This window comes from Streptosporangium album, assembly GCF_014203795.1.
GTDB lineage: Bacteria > Actinomycetota > Actinomycetes > Streptosporangiales > Streptosporangiaceae > Streptosporangium > Streptosporangium album.
Map to the genome: position 1 here is coordinate 4,647,261 of NZ_JACHJU010000001.1, position 19,310 is coordinate 4,666,570.

Consider the following 19,310-nt stretch of genomic DNA (forward strand, 5'->3'; position numbering starts at 1 on the left):
AGGAGCCTGTGATGTCCGTGGACCCGCCCGCCCCGCAGCCGCTACGGCCGGGGGAGACCCCGCCTGCCCCGGCGAGCACCGGCCTGCCGTCTTCGGACAGGGCCACGGCATGGGAGTTCAACCCCAAGTACCAACGGCTGGTCACCACCTGGCAGCAGGTGCTCCCTCTGCTCGACGCCCTGGCCCTCCGCCTGGACGAGGTTCACCGGCAGGCCATGCGCACGGAGGTGTGGGACGCTCCTGTGTCGAAGCGCTATGTGGAGGAGATGGCCCAGTGGCGCGCGGGTCTCCGCCTCTACCGGCAGGCGATCCTGACCTCGATCAGTGATGAGGCCCAAGAGGACCGCACCCCGAGATGGGTGCCGGTGAACGCCGGCGCTCCGCACGCATTCTCGTGACGACGCGCCCCTGACGTCGGAAAACCGGGGTGGGCGGGCTTACAGTGGGGTGAGTCGTCGTCCCCGGGATGTGAGCCATGGGCGCAGAACCGTACTACGGGCCCGACTTCGGGCTGCTGCAGAGACAGGACCCAGAGGTCGCGCGGATGCTTCTCGACGAGCTCGATCGGCTCCGTGGCGGTCTCCAACTCATCGCGAGCGAGAACTTCGCCTCACCGGCCGTGCTCGCCGCGCTCGGATCGACGCTCACCAACAAATACGCCGAGGGCTATCCGGGCAGGCGCTACTACGCCGGGTGCGAGGTCGTCGACCGGGCCGAACAGCTCGCGATCGACCGCGCCAGACGGCTGTTCGGCGCCGACCACGTCAACGTTCAGCCCCACTCGGGTGCCTCGGCCAACCTGGCGGCCTACGCCGCGCTGCTTCAGCCGGGTGACACGGTTCTGGCCATGGCGCTGTCCCACGGCGGCCACCTCACACACGGCTCCAAGGTCAACTTCTCCGGCCGGTGGTTCGACGTCGTCGCGTACGGCGTGCGCAGGGACACCGAGCTGATCGACTACGACGAGGTCAGGGAGCTGGCGCTCCGGCACCAGCCCAAAATGATCATCTGCGGTGCCACGGCCTACCCCCGTGAGATCGACTTCGCCGCGTTCCGGGGGATCGCCGACGAGGTCGGTGCCTGGCTGCTGGCCGACGTCGCCCACACCGTCGGCCTGATGGCGGGGAAGGCCCTGCCGTCGGCCGTGCCGTACGCCGACGTGGTCACCTTCACCACGCACAAGGCGCTGCGCGGACCGAGAGGCGGCGCCATCATGTGCACGCAGGAGCTGGCGGCCAGGATCGACCGGGCGGTCTTCCCGTTCACCCAGGGAGGCCCCCTCATGCACGCGGTGGCGGCCAAGGCGGTGGCGTTCGGCGAGGCGCTCCAGCCCGAGTTCGCCGACTACGCGCGACAGGTGGTGGCCAACGCCCAGGTGCTGGCCGACGCGCTGGCCGCGGAGGGCATGCGCCCCGTGTCGGGCGGGACCGACAGCCATCTGGCCCTGATCGACCTGCGGGACATCGGGGTCTCCGGGGCGGTGGCCGAGCAGCGGTGCACCGCCGCCGGGATCACACTGAACCGCAACGCGATCCCCTACGACCCCGAGCCGCCCACGGTGACGTCGGGCATCCGGGTGGGCACCCCCTGCGTCACGACGCAGGGGATGGGGCCCGAGCAGATGAAGGAGATCGCCTCGATGGTGGCGCAGGTCATCCGCAACCCTGACGCGATGGGAGAAATCAGGGAGCGGGTGTCGGCGCTGACAGAGCTCCATCAGATTTATCCCAGCTAACTATGAGCTGTTCTGTGTCGTTTTCCGGTCACAGTCGGCCGGACTATCAGCGAAACTAGGTCCGTGCGCGAATATCTACTGATGGCGCTGGTGGCGGCGACGGTGACCTATCTCCTGGTGCCGCTCGTCCGTGTGTTCGCCATCCGCATCGGTGCGATGCCAGAGGTCCGTGACCGCGATGTGCACACCATCCCGACGCCCAGACTGGGCGGCCTGGCCATGTACGGCGGGCTCGTAGCGGGTCTGCTGATCGCCGGCCAGCTGCCCTACGCCGGGAGCAAGTTGGCCGAGGACGGGGGCAGGACCGTGATCGCGCTGATAGTGGCGGGCGGCCTGATCACCCTGACCGGTTTCCTGGACGACTGGTGGGGGATGGACGCCCTCATCAAGCTCGCCGGGCAGATCGGTGCCGCGGGTGTGCTCGTGGCGTTCGGCATCAGCCTGCCGTGGCTTCCGCTGCCCACCTCCCTGGGCGGCCAGGTCATCCTCGATGACACGCTGAGCCCACTGATCACGATCCTGATCGTGGTCGTCATGATCAACGCGGTGAATTTCGTCGACGGGCTGGACGGCCTGGCGGGCGGGATCGTCGGCATCGCCGCCATGGCCACCTGGACCTACTCCATCATCTTGTCCAAGGACTACTCCGACACCAGCATCAACGCCACGGCGGCGATTGCCGCGGTGCTCATCGGCATGTGCCTGGGATTCCTGCCGCACAACTTCCACCCCGCCAAGATCTTCATGGGTGACACCGGGGCGATGTTGCTGGGCCTGGTCCTCGCATCCACGATGATCACCATCACTCCGCTCGACTCGACCAGCATCAACCGCTTCCCGGTGATCCTCCCGTTGCTGGTGCCGATCGCCATCCTGGTCCTGCCGCTGCTCGACCTGATCATGGCGGTGGTCCGGCGCACCTCCAACGGCCTGTCGCCGTTCGCACCCGATCGCGGGCACCTGCACCACCGGCTGCTGGACATCGGTCACTCGCACCGGAGCAGCGTGCTGATCATGTACATCTGGACCTTCCTGTTCGCCTTCGCGGTCGTGGCGATGTCCATGGAGGGCGTCCCGCTCATCCTGTTCGCGCTCACCGTGCTGCTGGCCGTCGGGGTGCTGGTGATGATGGCACTGCCGCGCTGGCGGGCACGGAAGGGCGGTGGCGGGGGTGGGGCCCATGTCGGCGGGCGCCACATCCGTCCTGATGACGGTCCGACCCAGGACCAGGCCCGCCGGCTCCCCCCGGAGCCTGTCCACCTGCTTTCCCCTGAGCCGGCAGGCCCTCGCTCGGCCCCCGCGGGCGACGACACCGCGGCGCTGTCCGTGCTCCCCGACCTGTCACTCACCGCTCCTCGTCCGGGGTTTCCGACCTCCGAGACACCGCGCTGACGCATCCTGGAAACCTATTGATCCTTTACTTGAAACGGCAGGTAAAGGTGCTCTTCCATGAGCTTGTGATAGCTTTCACTAGCAGCCGCTCACCAGGATGAGCCCTGCGAGGTAGCAATCGCTCGCTTGATAACAGTTACTTGGAGTGCCGATGCAGGCCAACGACATACGCCTCCTGAAAGGGGCCGCGATCCCCACGGTCCTGGTGGGCCTGGTCGTGGTCGTCGTCGCCGCTCTGCTGGCCGGTGCCAAGGGGGCGCTCGGCGCGACGATCGGGGCCCTGGTCGTCTGCGTCTTCTTCACCCTCGGCATAGTCGCGATCTCCTACGCCAGCCGGGTCTCGCCCATGGCGATGATGACCGCCGCCGTCGTGGGTTACGCGGTGAAAATCCTCATGGTCATGGCTCTGCTCAAGGCTTTCGAGGACGTCACCGCGTTCGAGCCCAGGGCGTTCGGATGGGGGGCCGTCGCATGCACCGTCGCCTGGACCGTCGGCGAGATGCGCGGCTTCATGAAACTCAAGATGCTCTACGTCGACCCCGACGGCAGAACCCCCGGACCCAGGTGATCCTGGATGAGGTATAGGATCTCGCCCGGCATGACGGGGCTCGATATGACTAGTCCTCACTATGCCTGCTATCCTCGGGGCCGCGATGAGCGAGAAGAAAATACGGCCCGAGGACGATGGCCGCGACTTCGCCAACGCCGCCTGGTCGATCCCCAGCTATCTCCTCTCCGGGATGATTCTGTACGGCGGTGCAGGCTGGTTGCTGTCCCAATGGACAGGCGTGGTCGCTTTCATGCCGATCGGGTTGATCCTCGGGGTCGCTCTCGCCGTCTACCTGGTCTACCGGAAGTACGGTCGCTAGCCTTCGGCGGCGGTCGCTTCGCTGACGAAGCCATTTCGATCCACTACCACGCTGAAGGGAACGCTGCGTGAGCACGCTGACGCTCCTCGCTTCCGGGGACGAGTTCACGCCTCCGGGCCTCGAACTCTTCAACTCCCAGCCGATCATTCCAGGCGTCGACTGGTTCACGAAGCCCGTGCTGCTGGCGCTTCTGAGCTCGCTCATCGTCGTGGCCTTCTGCTGGTCCGCGTTCGCCAACCCGAAGATCGTGCCCCGGGGCGTCCAGAACGTCGCCGAGATGGGCTACATGTTCGTCCGCGACCAGGTCGCCCGGCCGTTCCTCGGCAAGGACGCAGACCGGTGGATGGGCCTGCTGCTCAGCATCTTCTTCATGGTCTGGATCTGGAACCTGATGGGCGTCGTCCCCATCCTGCAGTTCCCGGTCGCCTCGCACATCGCCTTCCCCGTCGTGCTGGCGCTCAGCATCTACGTCCTCAAGATCTACCTGGGCGTCAAGCACCAGGGCGCGATCGGCTTCTTCAAGAACATGATGTTCCCGCCGGGTCTGCCCAAGCCGATCTATCTGCTGCTGGCCCCGATCGAGTTCCTCTCGAACATGATCATCGCGCCCTTCACGCACGCGGTGCGACTGTTCGCCAACATGTTCGCCGGCCACATCATCCTCGCGTTCTTCAGCCTGGTCGGCTTCTGGTTCCTCTTCGAGAAGCTCACGCCGCTGGGCGCCCCGCTCGGCGTGGTCGGTGTCGTCATGACGATCGCCATGACCGGCTTCGAGATGTTCATCCAGTTCCTGCAGGCGTTCCTCTTTGCGATGCTCGCCGCGATGTACATCGGCAACTCGCTCCACGCCGAGCACTAAGACCAACCTCGAATAGTCCAGACCGGTGGACGACCCACCGGCCGACCGTAAAGGAACACACAATGAGCGTCCTCGCTGAGGTCACCGGCTCCCTCTCCAACCTCGGCTCGATCGGTTACGGCCTCGCCGCGATCGGCCCCGGCATCGGCGTCGGCATCATCTTCGGTCAGGGTGTGCAGGCCATCGCCCGCCAGCCTGAGGCCTACGGCCTGATCCGCCAGAACATGCTGCTCGGCTTCGTTCTGACCGAGGCGCTGGCCCTGATCGGCCTTGTCGCGCCGTTCATGTTCCGCGGCTAGACGCACAATAATCCTGACGGAAGGCTGCACACATGATTCAGGCAGCTTCGCTCCTGGCAGCGGAGGAGGGGGGCAACCCCCTCATCCCACACACCTACGAGCTGGTCGTCGGCATCTTCGCGTTCCTCGTCGTCCTCGTCGTCGTCGGTAAGATCCTCACCCCGCGCATCCAGAAGACGCTGGTCGAGCGGACCGAGGCCATCGAAGGCGGAATCCAGAAGGCGCAGGACGCTCAGGCCGAGGCCCAGGCACTGCTCAAGCAGTACAAGGACCAGCTTGCCGAGGCTCGTCACGAGGCTTCCCGCCTGCGTGAAGAGGCTCGTGAGCAGGGTGCGCAGATCAAGGCCGAGCTCCGTGAGGAGGCGCAGGCCGAGGCCCGTCGTCTCGTCGAGGCCGCGCACACCCAGATCGAGGCCGACCGCCAGCAGGCGTTCGCCCAGCTGCGTTCCGAGATCGGCCGGCTCTCGACCGAGCTCGCCGGCCGCATCGTCGGTGAGTCCCTCGAGGACGAGGCGCGCCAGCGCCGCACCGTCGACCGGTTCCTTGAGGAGCTCGAGTCGAGCAGCGCGGCGGTCCGCTGATGCTGAGAGGTCTGAGCAGGGCTTCGCTGGCCGAGGTCGAAGAGCGCTTCAACGCCGTGGCGGGAAGCGCGGACCTCGGCTCGCTGGCCGACGAGCTCTTCGCGGTCGCCGACCTGTTCGACCGTGAGCACGGGCTCCGCCGCAACCTGTCCGACCCCGCCCGTCCGGCGGCCCAGAAGGCGCAAGCCGTACGGGTCCTGCTGGAGGGCAAGGTCAGCAACGCCGCGCTGGAGACGGTCGTCGCGGCCGTGTCCGCGAAGTGGGCGCGCCCGGGTGACCTGGCCGACGTGATCGAGCGTCTCGGCGTCATCGCCGCCGCGGCCGAGGCCGAGGCGCAGGGCAAGCTCGACGACGTCGAGGACGAGCTGTTCAGGTTCGGGCGGATCGTCGCCTCGAACCTGGAGCTGCACCGGACTCTGACCAATGTCGGCGTCCCCGCGCAGGCCAAGCGGGAGCTGCTCGGCTCTCTGCTCGACGGCAAGGTCGCCCCCACCACCCTCCGCCTGGTCACGCAGCTCGTGGTGCATCCGCGAGGACGTAGCCTGGAAAGAGGGCTGGAGGAGTTCGGCAGCCTGGTCGCCGCCCAGAGGCAGCGCCTCGTCGCCGTGGTGCGTAGTGCCGTCGAGCTCTCCGAGGAGCAGAAACGGCGTCTCGCCACGTGGCTGCGCACCTCGTATGGCCGAGACGTTCATCTGAACGTCGAGGTGGATCCGCGAGTGCTCGGAGGGTTCTCGGTCCAGATCGGGGACGACCTCATCGACACCACCATCGCGGGACGAATCGAAGAAGTCCGCCGCCGGTTGGCCGGCTAGGCGAATAGGGAGACTGAAGAGAGATGGCGGAGCTTACGATCCGGCCGGACGAGATCCGGGACGCGCTTGAGCGCTTCGTCCAGGCGTACGAGCCGGAAGGCGCCGCGCGCGAGGAGATCGGGACCGTCGTCGACTGCGGCGACGGTATCGCCCATGTCTCCGGCCTTCCCTCGGCGATGGCGAACGAGCTGCTTGAGTTCGAGGACGGCACGCGTGGCCTGGCACTGAACCTGGACGTCCGGGAGATCGGCGTCGTTGTTCTGGGTGACTTCAGCAAGATCGAGGAGGGCCAGTCGGTCCGCCGGACGGGCGAGGTTCTGTCCGTGCCGGTCGGCGACGCCTTCCTCGGCCGCGTGGTCGACCCCCTGGGTGTTCCGATGGACGGCAAGGGCGCAATCGAGTCCGAAAGCCTGCGCGCCCTCGAGCTCCAGGCCCCCTCGGTGGTCCAGCGCCAGCCGGTGAAGGAGCCCCTCGCCACCGGCATCAAGGCGATCGACGCCATGACCGCGATCGGCCGTGGCCAGCGTCAGCTGATCATCGGTGACCGTGGCACCGGCAAGACCGCGATCGCCGTGGACACGATCCTCAACCAGCGGGAGAACTGGCTCTCGGGCGACCCGGCCAAGCAGGTCCGCTGCGTCTACGTCGCGGTCGGCCAGAAGGGGTCCACGATCGCCCAGGTCAAGGGCCGCCTCGAGGAGGCGGGCGCGATGGAGTACACCACCATCGTCGCCGCTCCGGCGTCCGACCCTGCCGGTTACAAATACCTCGCCCCCTACACCGGTTCGGCCATCGGCCAGCACTGGATGTACCAGGGCAAGCACGTTCTCATCGTCTTCGACGACCTGACCAAGCAGGCCGACGCCTACCGCGCCGTCTCGCTGCTGCTCCGCCGCCCGCCGGGCCGTGAGGCCTACCCCGGCGACGTCTTCTACCTCCACTCCCGTCTGCTGGAGCGCTGCGCCAAGCTCTCCAACGAGATGGGCGGGGGCTCGATGACGGCCCTGCCGGTCATCGAGACCAAGGGCAACGACGTCTCGGCGTTCATTCCCACCAACGTCATCTCCATCACCGACGGCCAGGTCTTCCTTGAGACCGACCTGTTCAACGCCGGTGTCCGTCCCGCCATCAACGTCGGTGTGTCGGTCTCCCGAGTCGGTGGCTCGGCGCAGACCAAGGCGATGAGGAAGGTCGCCGGCACGCTGCGTCTGTCGCTGTCGCAGTACCGCGACCTGGAGGCCTTCGCCTCCTTCGCCTCCGACCTGGACGCGGCGTCCAAGGCACAGCTTGAGCGCGGCCAGCGCCTGGTCGAGCTGCTCAAGCAGCCGCAGTACAGCCCCTTCCCGGTGGAGAAGGAGGTCGTCTCGATCTGGGCCGGCACGACCGGCGAGCTCGACGACGTCCCGGTCGAGGACATCCGCCGCTTCGAGACGGACTTCCTGGACTACCTCTCCCGGGAGAACAAGGGCATCTTCGACAGCATCCGTGAGACCAAGGATCTGTCGGACGACACGGTGACCGCCCTCAAGGACGCCATCACCGAGTTCAAGAAGACCTTCGAGACCGCCTCGGGCGAGCTGCTGGTCAACGAGGAGCCGGTCGCGGCGCTCGACGCAGGCGAGGTCGGCCAAGAGAAGATCACCAAGCACGTCCGCACGGCTGAGAAGAAGTAGCCGATGGGTGCCCAGCTAAGACTGCTGCGGCGGCGGATCAAGTCGGTCAAGTCCACGGCGAAGATCACGCGTGCCCAGGAGCTCATCGCTTCGTCGCGCATCGTGAAGGCCCAGCTGCGGATGCAGGCGGCCGTGCCGTACGAGCGCGAGATCACTCGTGCCGTCACGGGCGTCGTCAGCAACACCAGCAGTGTCGACCACCCGCTGACCGTGGCGAAGGAGCGGCCGACCAAGGCGGCCGTCCTCATCGTCACCAGCGACAGCGGCTTCTGCGGCGGCTTCAACGCGAACATCCTGCGTGAGGCCGAGGCGCTCGGCTCCCTGCTGAAGGGCAAGGGCGTCGAGCCCGTGCCCTTCGTGACGGGACGCAAGGGTGTCGCCTGGCACAGCTTCCGCAACCGTGAGATGGGGGGGCAGTGGACGGGATTCTCCCGTAAGCCCGCCTACTCCGACGCGAAGGGCATCGCCGACGCGCTGATCGAGTCGTTCTCCGCGGAGGACGGGGTGGATGAGATCCACATCGTCTCCACCCAGTTCGTCTCGATGCTCACGCAGGAGGTCGTGGTCCGGCGGATCCTTCCGCTGGAGATCGAGGAGAGCACCGAGAAGCCCGACACGCCACTGCCGTACTTCGAGTTCGAGCCCAGCGCGAGCGCCGTGCTCGACTCGTTGCTGCCGCGCTACGTGGAATCGCGCATCTTCACCGCGCTGCTCCAGTCGGCGGCCTCCGAGGAAGCCTCGCGTCGCCGGGCCATGAAGTCGGCGACCGACAACGCCAACGAGCTCATCCGAGTGTTCACCCAGCAGATGAACCAGGCTCGCCAGGCCGAGATCACCCAGGAAATCAGCGAGATCGTCGGTGGCGCGAACGCGCTGGCTGACGCCGCAGCGGGGAAAGAGTGAAATGACTGCACAGACTGTTGAGACCGGCGTGGGCCGCGTCGCGCGGGTCACCGGTCCCGTCGTCGACGTGGAGTTCCCCGTCGAGGCGATGCCCGAAATCTACAACGCGTTGAAGGTCGAGGTCACCCTCGGTGAGGAGACCAGGACCCTGACCCTGGAGGTCGCCCTGCACCTGGGCGACAACCTGGTCCGCGCCATCTCCATGCAGCCCACCGACGGCGTGGTCCGTGGTGCGCCGGTGTCCGACACCGGCGCGGCCATCTCCGTGCCGGTCGGCGACGTCGTCAAGGGTCACGTGTGGAACACGCTCGGCGAGTCCCTGGACGTGCCGACCGCGTCGCTCAAGGTCGAGGAGCGCTGGGGCATCCACCGCCCGTCGCCCGCCTTCGACACCCTTGAGTCGCGCACCGAGATGCTGACCACCGGCATCAAGGTCATCGACCTGCTCACCCCGTACGTGCAGGGCGGCAAGATCGGCCTGTTCGGCGGCGCGGGCGTCGGCAAGACCGTTCTGATCCAGGAGATGATCCGCCGGGTCGCCCGTAACTTCGGTGGCACCTCGGTGTTCGCCGGCGTCGGCGAGCGCACCCGTGAGGGCAACGACCTCTGGCTGGAGATGGAAGAGGCCGACGTCCTCAAGGACACCGCGCTCGTCTTCGGCCAGATGGACGAGCCGCCGGGCACGCGTCTGCGCGTCGCGCTCTCCGCCCTCACCATGGCGGAATACTTCCGTGACGTGCAGAAGCAGGACGTGCTTCTGTTCATCGACAACATCTTCCGTTTCACCCAGGCCGGTTCCGAGGTCTCCACCCTGCTCGGCCGCATGCCGTCCGCGGTGGGTTACCAGCCGACCCTGGCCGACGAGATGGGTGTTCTGCAGGAGCGCATCACCTCGACCCGCGGCCACTCGATCACCTCGATGCAGGCGATCTACGTCCCCGCGGACGACATCACCGACCCGGCCCCGCACAACGCGTTCGCGCACCTCGACGCGCAGACCGTGCTGTCCCGGCCGATCTCGGAGAAGGGCATCTACCCTGCGGTGGACCCGCTCGACTCCACCTCGCGGATCCTCGACCCGCTGATCGTCGGCGAGGAGCACTACCGCGTGGCCCAGGAGACCAAGCGGATCCTGCAGAAGTACAAGGAACTGCAGGACATCATCGCGATCCTCGGTATCGACGAGCTCTCCGAAGAGGACAGGGTCACCGTCAACCGGGCCCGCCGCATCGAGCGTTTCCTCTCCCACCCGATGTACGCCGCCGAGGCGTTCACGGGTCAGCCCGGAGAGAACGTCCCGCTGGACGAGACCATCGCCTCGTTCAAGGGCCTGTGCGCCGGCGAGTACGACCACCTGCCCGAGCAGGCGTTCTTCATGGTCGGTGGCATCGAGCAGGCCGTCGCCAAGGCCAAGGAACTCGCCCGCTAGTCGCCTTCGGCACCGGTACGGCGTGAGCCGTACCGGTGCCTGGTTCGAAAGGAACTGGAGAGAACGTGGCGAAGCTGCGAGTAGGCGTCGTCTCGCCGGAGCGTGAGATCTGGTCCGGCGAGGCCGACATGGTGATTGCCAAGACCATCGACGGCGAGATCGGTATCATGCCTAAGCATGCGCCCGTGCTCGGTGTTCTCGTCGAGGGCGGCGTGCTGACGGTCAAGCGTGGAGGTGGCGAGACCGATCTCGTCGCCGCGGTTCACGGCGGGTTCCTCTCGGTGGCCGATGACGAGGTGTCGATCCTGGCCGAGCTGGCCGAGCTCGGCTCCGAGGTGGACGTCGCCGCGGCCAAGGACGCGCTCGCGCGTGCGCAGGCCTCGATCGAGGCCAACCAGGAGGACGCGGACGCCGCAGTCGAGGCCAAGCGTGCCAGGGCCCGGTTGCGCGCGGCCGGCGAAGAAGTCGGATAAATTCGGCTTCTGAGCGGTACGGCTTTTTGGGGGCGGCAGACATGGTGCTGGACGTACTCATCGTGGTGGCGCTGCTTGTCGCCCTCCTGGCCTCCCGCGTGCTGATCCTGACCCGATCTCGTGGCTCGGTGCTGTGTTGCCTGCGCCTGATGTCGGGGGAGCGAGGCTGGCGTGTGGGGGTAGCCCGTTACGCCGACGGCCAGCTCAACTGGATTCCACTTGTAGGTCTGCTTCCAAGGCCGCGCCACGTGATCGTGAGGCGCGGCCTTGTGGTTTCCGGGCGCCGCACGGTCGGGTCCGGTGAGTTCTACGGTTTCATCGAGGGCGTGACGGCGCTGGAGTGCAAGAACGGGCAACACGCGTTCGAGCTCGCCATGGGATACCGCGCCCTCACCGGCTTCGTCGCCTGGCTGGAGTCCGCTCCGCCCGGTGCCTACCTCGACGTCGCCTGACCGTCCCCCACGCCACGCCTCTGCCGTGGCTCTCTCTTTTTCTGCAGGCTTCCGCCCCTGCGGGCGTGCCAGAGTGGCAGATCGACTACTCCCCGTTACCGTAAGCCCTTTGGTCGCAACCCAGCGTGACGGCTTGCCTGCGGTGACGTGTGCGGTACGTCTTCCCTCGCCGTGCGAGCCGGCCATCCTGCCGCGGCCGTAGATCATGCACAACAGGGGGAAAATATGATCGTTTCGATGGCGCGAGGCCGGTGCGCCGTCCGGCTGGCCGTCGCGCTCCCGGTGGCCTGTGTCCTTGGCCTTCCCGTTTCCGCCGCCGCCCACGTCTCGGTCGAGGCGCCTTCGGTGGTCGCCAACGGTGGCTTCGAGGGCCCGGTCTCGTTGGGTTCCGGGAGCGTCCAGATCAAAGCGGGAAGCACCGTCGGGGCATGGCATGTCGCAATGGGATCGATCGACCTGGTCAGCCGCGCAGGCCCCTGGCAGGCCTTCAGCGGGCGGCAGTCCGTTGATCTGTCGGGCCGTAGTCCCGGATCGATCGAGCAGTCCTTCCCGACGGTGCCGGATCGCTGCTACACGGTCGGCTACGCCCTGGCGGGCAACCCCTACGGCGGCCCGAAGGTGAAGACGGGATACGCGCGGGTGACCCAGGGCTCTCTGACCGTCCAGCAGAGGTTCTCCTTCGACACCGCAGGAAAGACCTCGCGGAACATGGGATACGTGCGAGAGGGGTTCTCCTTCTGCGCTCAGGGTTCGAGGGCGACCCTGAGCTTCGTCTCCGCCACCGCGGGGGCGTACGGACCCGTGCTCGACGACGTGACCGTCACTCCGCGACGCCTCTATCCCCTCCCCGCTACGGGAGACGCCGGTGTCGGGGGCGTGAACGAGCCCTCGGGGAACGACGGCTGACCCTCGGCCACCCGGGCTCCGGCGGATCGCCGGAGCCCGGACGTCCCGGAGTCGCCTCCGGTCTCTCGTCGTCCCCGTACCCGGCGTCGTCGGGTGAGTCCGTACGGGAGGGAGCGCCGGGCCGCCGGGTAGCCGTTCGGGACGGGAGGTCGGGCCGTCGAGTGGCTCTCGACCTCGGTTAAGGCGATGCCTTTCACGCCTTCCGCCGGCCGCCGTCCGGTGGTGATCAGCGGGACGCCCGGCTTCTCTGCGAGAGCGACATGAGACGCGTCGCAGGCGGAGGCGTCGTTATGCCACTCCCAGCCACGATGGAACAAGCACGCCTAGCGGGTGCCGCCGGGCTTCCAGAGGATCTCGTCGCCATGGGCGGCGACCCGGCAGAGGATGAACATCAGGTCGCTCAGCCGGTTGAGATACTTCGCGGTCAGCGGGTTGACGTCGTCGTGGGCCTCCAGAGCCGACCAGGTGGTCCGCTCGGCCCGCCGGGTCACCGTCCTGGCCACGTGGAGCTGGGCGACGGCCGGGGTGCCACCGGGGAGAATGAAGCTGCGCAGGGGCTTGAGCCGTTCGTTGAACTCGTCGCACCGCGCCTCCAGCCACTCGATGTAGGAGGGCTCGACCCGCAGGGGCGGGAACTCGGGATTCTCCGCGATCGGGGTGCACAGGTCGGCGCCGACGTCGAACAGTTCGTTCTGGATCCGGACGAGGACGGCGGCGATGTCCTCGTCGAGGGCGCCCGTGGCCAGGGCCACGCCTATCGCCGCGTTGGCCTCCTCCACGTCCGCGTAGGCGGCCAGGCGGGGGTCGGTCTTGCGGGTGCGGCTCATGTCGCCGAGCGCGGTCGTGCCGTCGTCGCCGGCGCGGGTGTAGATCTTGGAGAGCACCACCGGCTTGTTCCTGTCGGATCGCGTCATGAGGTTCAGCGTATCGGTCGGAAAATCCTTAAGTTTGTCGTGGTAACGGACAATATGATCTGTCGATGGTTTCTGGTTCTTACCTGCGTTTTCCCCACATCTCCCGCGAGACGCTCATCTTCGTCGCCGACGACGACGTCTGGGTGGCCCCCTCCGCGGGAGGCCGGGCCTGGCGTCTCTCCTCGGACCGGGCGCCCGCCGGCTATCCCCATCTCTCTCCCGATGCCACGAAGGTCGCCTGGACCAGCGTCCGCGACGGCGCGCCCGAGGTGTTCCTGGCCGACCTGGAGTCCGGTTCCGCCGAGAGGCTGACCTACTGGGGCGACCGGCGGACCCGCACGCGTGGCTGGACGCCGGACGGCAAGGTCCTCGCGATCAGCGCGACCGGCCAGCCGTTCGCCACGCGCACCTGGGCCTACGCGCTCGCCGACGGCCAGGTCGAGAGGCTGCCCTACGGCCCGGCCACCGATCTGTCGGTCACCGGAGAGGCCGTGGCGTTGCTCACCGCCTCCCTCGCCCGTGACCCGGCGACCTGGAAGCGTTATCGGGGCGGTACGGCGGGGCGGCTCTGGGTCCAGCGGGCCGGCGGCGACTTCACCCGGCTCCTGGCGGAGGTGAAGGGCCACTTCGCCAACCCGATGCTCGTCGGCGGACGCCTGGTCTTCCTCTCCGACCATGAGGGTGTCGGCAACCTCTATTCCTGCGCCCTGGACGGCACCGGCCTGCGCCGGCACACCGACCACGACGTCTTCTACGCCCGGCACGCCACCACCGACGGGACCCGGATCGTCTACCAGAACGCCGGTGACCTCTACCTGCTGGACGGGCTCGACACCGAGACGCGCAAGCTCGACGTCACGCTCGGCGCTCCGCTGCGGGGGCGGCAGCCGTACCAGGTCAACGCGGGGCGCAGGCTGCACGACCTGGCCGTGGACGCGACCGGACGGGCCAGCGTGGTGGAGGTTCAGGGCTCGGTGCACTGGATCACCCACCGGGACGGCCCGGCGCGGCAGCTCAGCACCGGCCTGTCGGCGGGGAAGCCGCGCATCCTGGGTACGGACCGGGTGGTGTGGGTCTTCGACGACGGGGAGCGGCAGGGGCTGGAGATCGGGCCGGCCGGTGGCGGGGAGAGCCGCAGGATCGCCGTGGGCAAGCTCGGCGAGGTCGGTGATCTGGCCGCCGCGCCCGACGGGAGCACGGTCGCGGTGGCCGCCAGGGACGGGCGGCTGCTCCTGGTGGACGTGGCCTCCGGTGAGGTCGCCGAACTGGCCACCGCCAACGGGGAGATCGACGGGCTGGCCTGGTCGCCCGACTCCGCCTGGCTGGCGTGGTCGCACCCGGAGGCCGCGCCGCTGCGCCGGATCCGGCTGGCCCGGGCGGCGGACCGGGTCGTCACCGACGTCACCGACGGCCGGTTCGTGGACGTCTCGCCCGCGTTCGCCGGGGACTACCTGGCGTTCCTGTCCCGGCGCGGCTTCGACCCGGTCTACGACGCGCACTCCTTCGACATGTCCTTCCCGTTCGGCTACCGCCCCTACCTGGTGCCGCTGGGCGCGGCGACCCCGTCGCCGTTCGCGCCCAGCTCCGAGGGGCGGCCCGTCGGCGAGCCCGACGATGACAAGAAGAGGCGCAAGGACGATGACGCGATCACCGTCGACCTGGACGGCATCGCCGCCAGGGTCGTGCAGGTGCCGGTGCCCGAAGGGCGCTACTCGGCGCTCCGCGCGGTCAAGGGCGGATTCGTCTGGCTGCGCGAGCCGCTGGCCGGGGAACTCGGTGAGGACCGCGACAAGGCGGGGGCGGAACGGCCCCGCCCGGCGCTGGACCGTTACGACCTGGTCAAGCGCACCTGCGAGGAGGTGGTCGACAAGCTCGACTCCTACTGGGTGAGCGGCGACGGCACCCAGCTCGTCGTCCGTGACAAGGGCGCGCTCACCGTCCGCCCGGTAGCCGGCAAGAGCGGCGGCGAGGACGCGGCAGTCGACCTGTCGCGGATCCGGGTCACCGCCGACCCGCAGGCCTACCGGCGGCACGCCTACGCCCAGATGGGCCGCCGGATACGGGCCGACTTCTGGGTCGAGGACATGGCGGACGTCGAATGGGACGCCGTGCTGGAGGAGTACCGGCCGCTGGTGGAGCGCGTCGCCACCGCCGACGACTTCGCCGACCTGCTCTGGGAGGTCGTCGGAGAGCTCGGCAGCTCCCACGCCTACGTCGACGCCGCCCCGTGGGGGCATCCCGTGTCCGACGCGGTCGGCCTGCTCGGCGCCGATCTGTCCCGGGACGGCGATGGTCGCTGGCGGGTGGACCGGGTGCTGCCCGGCGAGTCCTCCGACGTGCATGCCCGCTCGCCGTTGGCCGCGCCCGGCGCGGTCATCCAGCCGGGAGAGACACTGCTGGCGATCGACGGCCGTCCGGTGCCGCCGCAGGGGCCGGCACCGCTGCTGGTCGGCTCGGCGGACAAGCCGGTCGAGCTGACCCTGGGCGGTGGGCGCAGGGCCGTGGTCACGCCGCTCGGCGACGATCGGCGGCTGCGTTACCAGGACTGGGTGGCCGGGCGCCGGGCGCACGTCCGCCTGCTGGGCGGCGGTCGCCTGGGCTACCTGCACATCCCGGACATGGTCGCCGAAGGGTGGGCGCAGTTCCACCGTGACCTGCGGAAGGAGATGACATTCGAGGGGCTCGTCGTGGACGTCCGGGGCAACCGGGGCGGTCACACCTCCCAGCTCGTCGTGGAGAAGCTGCTCCGCCGGGTCATCGGCTGGGCCCCGCCCAGAGGTCTGGAGCCGATCACCTATCCCGAGGAGGCTCCGCGGGGCCCGCTGGTCGCGGTCACCGACCAGGACGCCGGATCCGACGGCGACATCGTCACCGCCGCCTTCAAGATCTACAAGCTGGGACCGGTGGTGGGCACCCGTACCTGGGGCGGTGTCATCGGCATCGACGGCGACCACCGCCTGGCGGACGGGTCGCACATCACCGTGCCCCGGTACGGGTTCTGGTTCGAGGGGCTCGGCTGGGGAGTGGAGAACTACGGCGTCGACCCCGACGTCGAGGTGGACATCACCCCCGATGACTGGGCCGCCGGCCGGGACCCGCAGATCGAGGAGGCCGTACGGCTCGCACTGGCGGCGCTCGCCGAACGGCCCGCGGCGACCCCGCCCGACACCGCGACCCGTCCGTCCCGCCGCCGCCCGGCGCTGCCGCCCCGCCCGTAGATGACATTTGTCATCCGATGCGGCTGAGAGATCCATAGCACGTTGGTGATATCGGCGACTACCTGTGAAAACGCAGGAAAGCGACGATTGTCGGTATGACGACACCACAGCTTGCGGATGCGACCGGCGTCACGGCCGCCGGCCTCGACAACGTGATCGAGGTCGGCGGTCTCCGGCAGAGATACGGCGGCTTCGAAGCCGTGCGCGGTATCTCCTTGGAGGGCAAGGAGGCCCGGGCCCGGCCGGCTGTCACCGAGGAGCGGCTCCGCTTCTCCCGCGACCTGCACGACCTGGTCGGCCACAGCCTGTCCGCGATCGCGGTCAAGAGCGAGGTGGCGGTCAAGCTGTCGAAGGCGGATCCCGGGCGGGCGGCCGGTGAGATGGAGGAGGTGCGGGGCCGGCGCGGGAGGCGCTGAAGGAGATCCGTACGGCGGTGCGCGGCTTCATCCCCAAGGACGCCTCCGCCGACGAGTTGGCGACTGCCATACGTCGGGTAAGCTCCGGCAGACGCTATCTCGACTCGGCGATGATGGCCGGGGAGAGTCCGCTCACTGAGCGTGAGCGCGATGCTCTGGCCCTGGCCTCGCGGGGCGCGTCGGTCGGAGAGATCTCCGCCTCCCTGCACCTGACCGAGGGCACTGTCCGTAACTACCTGTCCAGCGCCATCACCAAGCTGGGTGCGGCCAACCGGATCACCGCCATCCATGTCGCCCAGCAAAAGGTTGGCGGTAAACCGTATTTTTCTCTTGAGGCGGGGCACGGGTAGGTCATGGTGGAAGAAGGCGTGAGCAGGGAGATGGGTAGAGCTCGCCGCTTTTTTCGCTTTGAGAAACTATGTGAATGCTCTGCGTGAGCATCTGGCCGCAGTGGCGGACCAGGATCGCACGCGGCCGCTTCTGCCCCGCGGCCCGGCCCAAGGAGGAGGAATGCGCGTCACAGAGAACCCCGGAGCCCAGGTGGTCAGTGTCGGCAACCGGCTCGACGTGGGTACCGTCGCCGGCGTCCGTCCGCGGCTGCACGGGGCGGTCGACTCCGGCGACGGCGATCTGATCGTGGACCTGTCCGGACTGGAGATGATCGACGCCACCGGCCTCGGGGTGCTGGTGGGAACGCACCGCCGCGCACTGGGCGCGGAACGCCGTCTCATCCTGCGCGGAGTGCCGCCGCGGGTCATGCGGGTGCTGGCCGTGACCAGGCTCAACAGGGTGCTCACCGTCGAGCTTCCCATGGCCGCGGTCGCCTGACGCCGGACGGAGACCGCCTGCCCCGGGTCGTGTGCGGCCGGCGGTCCACCGTGCCGCACGGTCGCGGCGGTTCCGCGGCGTCCTCCTCGCCCCGTGACGCTCACGTCGCGAAAGACCGGTGGAAGATGTGTATGGCGGTGTCGATCAGATGATCGACGTCGGGCGGATCGTCGGCCAGCACCCACTCGGTGAGCAGTTCCTGCATCGCGCCGATCACGCCCAGCGCCAGCAGGTGCTGATTGGCCTTGGTGGCCTCCGGCAGGTCGAAGATGTTCGTCTCGATGATCTGGGTGAACACCGCCACGGAATGCTGCCGTGACCTGGTGAGATAGTCACCCGCCCGCCGTACCTCCAGGTGCAGGATCTTGGCACGGCGCCTGTCCTCGGTGACGAAGCTGATATATGCGGCGATGCCCACCTCGACCCGGCCGGTCGGCGTTTCCGGCGCCTGTTCCATGGATTTCAGCACCGCCAGCACCGTCTCCTGCACGCACCTGTCGTGTACCGCCTGCAGCAGCTCGTTACGGCCGGAGAAGCACTCGTAGAAGGCGCGGTTGGAGATGCGGGCCAAGGTGCACAGCTTCTCGATCGTGGTCTCGGGGAAACCGAGGTCGGCATAGAGCGTGTACGCCGCGCTGACCAGACGCTCCCGACGTTCCGCCAGCCGCTCCTCCGCTGACATTCCTCTGTATGATCGCTGACTCATGTCAAGCCTCCATCGTCGGTATGGGCTTGACAAACGCTTGTTTTATCACTTCCACCTCATGATCTTGGTCCCCAAGAATCCACCATTATGGGTGCAAGATCCTTTTTGTGGAAGAGTAAGCTTGCCGATGTTTCTGTCATCCATGAAAGAAAGTGACAAGTCTGACTGCTCAGTCAAGTTCCCCGCCGTGCCGATGAACGAGATGGGGCCGTCTCTCGCCTACCGGGTGATGAAACCCCGGTCCAGGGCCGTGGTCACGGCGGCGGTGCGGTCGGAGACGCCGAGCTTGCCGAAGACACGCAGCAGATGGGTCTTGACCGTGGTCTCGCTGATGAACAGCGCCTTACCGATCTCCGCGTTCGTCAGCCCCACGGCCACCAGGGAGAGCACCTGGGCCTCGCGGGGTGACAGGGAGTCGCTCACCGGCGCCCGCATCCGGGTGACCAGCCGGGTCGCCACCGACGGCGACAGCACGGTCTCGCCCCGCGCCGCCGAGGCGATCGCGGCCAGCAGATCGGCCCTGGAGGTGTCCTTCAACAGGTATCCGGCGGCCCCCGCCTCGACCGCCCGCACGATGTCCTGGTCGGTCTCGTAGGTGGTCAGCACGATCACCCTGCTCTCCGGCCGCACGGCCAGAATGCGCGAGGTGGCGCTCACCCCGTCCCCGTCCGGCATGCGCAGGTCCATCAGGATCACGTCGGGCCGCAGCTCCCCGGCCCGCACGACCGCCTCGTCCCCCGACGCGGCCTCCCCCACCACGGTGATCTCGGGATCGGCCTCCAGCATCCCTCGCAGACCCTCGCGGACCACCGGGTGGTCATCGACGATCAACAGACGCAGCACTG

At 68.1% G+C, this 19,310-nt stretch carries 21 protein-coding genes and 1 pseudogene; 19 read left to right on the plus strand and 3 right to left on the minus strand.

Annotated elements, in window-relative coordinates:
* The first annotated feature begins 11 nt into the window (after positions 1-11).
* The 15 genes from FHR32_RS22145 to FHR32_RS22215 all read left to right on the plus strand — a co-directional run bounded on the left by FHR32_RS22145 (position 12) and on the right by FHR32_RS22215 (position 12,383).
* Complete coding sequence (locus tag FHR32_RS22145; RefSeq protein WP_184756043.1) at positions 12-398, plus strand: hypothetical protein; 387 nt, start codon at positions 12-14, stop codon at positions 396-398.
* 77 nt (positions 399-475) lie between these two features.
* Complete coding sequence (gene glyA, locus FHR32_RS22150; RefSeq protein ID WP_184756044.1) at positions 476-1,735, plus strand: serine hydroxymethyltransferase; 1,260 nt, start codon at positions 476-478, stop codon at positions 1,733-1,735.
* 63 nt (positions 1,736-1,798) lie between these two features.
* Positions 1,799-3,127 (plus strand): glycosyltransferase family 4 protein, encoded by a 1,329-nt coding sequence (locus FHR32_RS22155; RefSeq protein WP_184756045.1) that lies wholly within the window; start codon positions 1,799-1,801, stop codon positions 3,125-3,127.
* A 151-nt stretch (positions 3,128-3,278) separates the two neighbouring features.
* Positions 3,279-3,695: a Cg1360 family ATP-synthase-associated protein gene (locus FHR32_RS22160; protein WP_184756046.1), complete on the plus strand. Its 417-nt coding sequence runs from the start codon at positions 3,279-3,281 to the stop codon at positions 3,693-3,695.
* 85 nt (positions 3,696-3,780) lie between these two features.
* Entirely contained in the window at positions 3,781-3,996 is a 216-nt protein-coding gene (locus FHR32_RS22165) for an AtpZ/AtpI family protein (RefSeq protein ID WP_184756047.1), read from the plus strand.
* A gap of 67 nt (positions 3,997-4,063) precedes the next feature.
* Positions 4,064-4,855 carry a F0F1 ATP synthase subunit A gene (gene atpB / locus FHR32_RS22170; protein ID WP_184756048.1) on the plus strand — a complete coding sequence of 264 codons (792 nt, stop codon included), beginning with the start codon at positions 4,064-4,066 and terminating at the stop codon, positions 4,853-4,855.
* Between the two features lie 62 nt (positions 4,856-4,917).
* The gene (gene atpE, locus FHR32_RS22175; RefSeq protein WP_184756049.1) at positions 4,918-5,154 is read left to right on the plus strand and encodes an ATP synthase F0 subunit C; all 237 of its coding nucleotides are present in this window, start codon (positions 4,918-4,920) and stop codon (positions 5,152-5,154) included.
* A gap of 32 nt (positions 5,155-5,186) precedes the next feature.
* Complete coding sequence (locus tag FHR32_RS22180) at positions 5,187-5,735, plus strand: F0F1 ATP synthase subunit B (RefSeq protein ID WP_184756050.1); 549 nt, start codon at positions 5,187-5,189, stop codon at positions 5,733-5,735.
* The gene (locus FHR32_RS22185; protein WP_221465508.1) at positions 5,735-6,547 is read left to right on the plus strand and encodes a F0F1 ATP synthase subunit delta; all 813 of its coding nucleotides are present in this window, start codon (positions 5,735-5,737) and stop codon (positions 6,545-6,547) included. The genes FHR32_RS22180 and FHR32_RS22185 overlap by 1 nt, the downstream gene beginning before the upstream one ends.
* Positions 6,548-6,570: 23 nt before the next feature.
* Positions 6,571-8,220 (plus strand): F0F1 ATP synthase subunit alpha, encoded by a 1,650-nt coding sequence (gene atpA / locus FHR32_RS22190; protein WP_184756051.1) that lies wholly within the window; start codon positions 6,571-6,573, stop codon positions 8,218-8,220.
* Between the two features lie 3 nt (positions 8,221-8,223).
* Complete coding sequence (locus tag FHR32_RS22195; RefSeq protein WP_184756052.1) at positions 8,224-9,123, plus strand: F0F1 ATP synthase subunit gamma; 900 nt, start codon at positions 8,224-8,226, stop codon at positions 9,121-9,123.
* Between the two features lies 1 nt (position 9,124).
* The gene (atpD, locus tag FHR32_RS22200) at positions 9,125-10,552 is read left to right on the plus strand and encodes a F0F1 ATP synthase subunit beta (protein ID WP_184756053.1); all 1,428 of its coding nucleotides are present in this window, start codon (positions 9,125-9,127) and stop codon (positions 10,550-10,552) included.
* Positions 10,553-10,617: 65 nt separating this feature from the next.
* Entirely contained in the window at positions 10,618-11,025 is a 408-nt protein-coding gene (locus FHR32_RS22205; protein ID WP_184756054.1) for a F0F1 ATP synthase subunit epsilon, read from the plus strand.
* 41 nt (positions 11,026-11,066) lie between these two features.
* A complete protein-coding gene (locus FHR32_RS22210) occupies positions 11,067-11,477 on the plus strand; it encodes a DUF2550 domain-containing protein (RefSeq protein WP_184756055.1) in 411 nt (136 codons plus the stop codon).
* A gap of 237 nt (positions 11,478-11,714) precedes the next feature.
* Positions 11,715-12,383 (plus strand): choice-of-anchor C family protein, encoded by a 669-nt coding sequence (locus FHR32_RS22215; RefSeq protein ID WP_184756056.1) that lies wholly within the window; start codon positions 11,715-11,717, stop codon positions 12,381-12,383.
* A 323-nt stretch (positions 12,384-12,706) separates the two neighbouring features.
* On the opposite strand, the gene FHR32_RS22220 is transcribed toward FHR32_RS22215, so the two are convergent.
* Positions 12,707-13,297, minus strand: a complete 591-nt coding sequence (locus tag FHR32_RS22220; protein WP_184756057.1) for a cob(I)yrinic acid a,c-diamide adenosyltransferase — start codon at positions 13,295-13,297, stop codon at positions 12,707-12,709.
* Between the two features lie 65 nt (positions 13,298-13,362).
* Here FHR32_RS22220 and FHR32_RS22225 point away from each other — a divergent pair, with 65 nt between their 5' ends.
* The 4 genes and pseudogenes from FHR32_RS22225 to FHR32_RS22240 all read left to right on the plus strand — a co-directional run bounded on the left by FHR32_RS22225 (position 13,363) and on the right by FHR32_RS22240 (position 17,759).
* Complete coding sequence (locus FHR32_RS22225) at positions 13,363-16,515, plus strand: S41 family peptidase (RefSeq protein ID WP_184756058.1); 3,153 nt, start codon at positions 13,363-13,365, stop codon at positions 16,513-16,515.
* A gap of 95 nt (positions 16,516-16,610) precedes the next feature.
* Entirely contained in the window at positions 16,611-16,931 is a 321-nt protein-coding gene (locus FHR32_RS22230; RefSeq protein ID WP_246466270.1) for a histidine kinase, read from the plus strand.
* A pseudogene (locus tag FHR32_RS22235) lies at positions 16,901-17,281 on the plus strand (helix-turn-helix domain-containing protein); the annotation flags it as partial. The gene FHR32_RS22230 and the pseudogene FHR32_RS22235, both read left to right, overlap by 31 nt.
* A gap of 160 nt (positions 17,282-17,441) precedes the next feature.
* The gene (locus FHR32_RS22240; RefSeq protein WP_184756059.1) at positions 17,442-17,759 is read left to right on the plus strand and encodes an STAS domain-containing protein; all 318 of its coding nucleotides are present in this window, start codon (positions 17,442-17,444) and stop codon (positions 17,757-17,759) included.
* Between the two features lie 100 nt (positions 17,760-17,859).
* Here FHR32_RS22240 and FHR32_RS22245 read toward each other — a convergent pair whose 3' ends face one another.
* The gene (locus tag FHR32_RS22245; RefSeq protein WP_184756060.1) at positions 17,860-18,465 is read right to left on the minus strand and encodes a TetR/AcrR family transcriptional regulator; all 606 of its coding nucleotides are present in this window, start codon (positions 18,463-18,465) and stop codon (positions 17,860-17,862) included.
* A gap of 219 nt (positions 18,466-18,684) precedes the next feature.
* Positions 18,685-19,308, minus strand: coding sequence for a response regulator (locus tag FHR32_RS22250; RefSeq protein WP_184756061.1), 624 nt, complete (start codon positions 19,306-19,308; stop codon positions 18,685-18,687).
* Positions 19,309-19,310: the final 2 nt, after the last annotated feature.

Coding starts and splice junctions, on each gene's coding strand:
- FHR32_RS22145 (WP_184756043.1), top strand. CDS start 12: ATGTCCGTGGACCCGCCCGCCCCGCAGCCGCTACGGCCGGGGGAGACC.
- glyA (WP_184756044.1), top strand. CDS start 476: ATGGGCGCAGAACCGTACTACGGGCCCGACTTCGGGCTGCTGCAGAGA.
- FHR32_RS22160 (WP_184756046.1), top strand. CDS start 3,279: ATGCAGGCCAACGACATACGCCTCCTGAAAGGGGCCGCGATCCCCACG.
- FHR32_RS22165 (WP_184756047.1), top strand. CDS start 3,781: ATGAGCGAGAAGAAAATACGGCCCGAGGACGATGGCCGCGACTTCGCC.
- atpE (WP_184756049.1), top strand. CDS start 4,918: ATGAGCGTCCTCGCTGAGGTCACCGGCTCCCTCTCCAACCTCGGCTCG.
- FHR32_RS22180 (WP_184756050.1), top strand. CDS start 5,187: ATGATTCAGGCAGCTTCGCTCCTGGCAGCGGAGGAGGGGGGCAACCCC.
- FHR32_RS22185 (WP_221465508.1), top strand. CDS start 5,735: ATGCTGAGAGGTCTGAGCAGGGCTTCGCTGGCCGAGGTCGAAGAGCGC.
- atpA (WP_184756051.1), top strand. CDS start 6,571: ATGGCGGAGCTTACGATCCGGCCGGACGAGATCCGGGACGCGCTTGAG.
- FHR32_RS22195 (WP_184756052.1), top strand. CDS start 8,224: ATGGGTGCCCAGCTAAGACTGCTGCGGCGGCGGATCAAGTCGGTCAAG.
- atpD (WP_184756053.1), top strand. CDS start 9,125: ATGACTGCACAGACTGTTGAGACCGGCGTGGGCCGCGTCGCGCGGGTC.
- FHR32_RS22210 (WP_184756055.1), top strand. CDS start 11,067: ATGGTGCTGGACGTACTCATCGTGGTGGCGCTGCTTGTCGCCCTCCTG.
- FHR32_RS22215 (WP_184756056.1), top strand. CDS start 11,715: ATGGCGCGAGGCCGGTGCGCCGTCCGGCTGGCCGTCGCGCTCCCGGTG.
- FHR32_RS22220 (WP_184756057.1), bottom strand. CDS start 13,297: ATGACGCGATCCGACAGGAACAAGCCGGTGGTGCTCTCCAAGATCTAC.
- FHR32_RS22225 (WP_184756058.1), top strand. CDS start 13,363: ATGGTTTCTGGTTCTTACCTGCGTTTTCCCCACATCTCCCGCGAGACG.
- FHR32_RS22230 (WP_246466270.1), top strand. CDS start 16,611: ATGACGACACCACAGCTTGCGGATGCGACCGGCGTCACGGCCGCCGGC.
- FHR32_RS22240 (WP_184756059.1), top strand. CDS start 17,442: ATGCGCGTCACAGAGAACCCCGGAGCCCAGGTGGTCAGTGTCGGCAAC.
- FHR32_RS22245 (WP_184756060.1), bottom strand. CDS start 18,465: ATGAGTCAGCGATCATACAGAGGAATGTCAGCGGAGGAGCGGCTGGCG.